The organism is Kluyvera sp. EC_51 (assembly GCF_019584505.1).
Classification (GTDB): domain Bacteria; phylum Pseudomonadota; class Gammaproteobacteria; order Enterobacterales; family Enterobacteriaceae; genus Kluyvera; species Kluyvera sichuanensis.
Window position 1 is genome coordinate 1 of the sequence record NZ_VDAG01000080.1, and the last position, 236, is coordinate 236.

Below are 236 nucleotides of genomic sequence, written 5' to 3' on the forward strand. Positions count from 1 at the left end.
CTGGCAAGGCTGGGACGGAAGTCACTGTCGTTCTCAAAATCGGTGGAGCTGCATGACAAAGTCATCGGGCATTATCTGAACATAAAACACTATCAGTAAGTTGGAGTCATTACCCAGGTCATGGTGATGCTGCCAACTTACTGATTTAGTGTATGATGGTGTTTTTGAGGTGCTCCAGTGGCTTCTGTTTCTATCAGCTGTCCCTCCTGTTCAGCTACTGACGGGGTGGTGCGTAA

The 236-nt window shown here is 47.9% G+C and carries 2 protein-coding genes; both read left to right on the plus strand.

Features of this window, described 5'->3' with window-relative positions:
- Window positions 1-99, plus strand: a 99-nt coding sequence (locus FHC49_RS14195; protein ID WP_000641146.1) for an IS1 family transposase, incomplete at its 5' end; no start/stop codon positions are given.
- Window positions 100-177: 78 nt separating this feature from the next.
- Window positions 178-236: IS1 family transposase (locus FHC49_RS24750; RefSeq protein ID WP_097491765.1), on the plus strand; the 59-nt coding region annotated here is incomplete at its 3' end.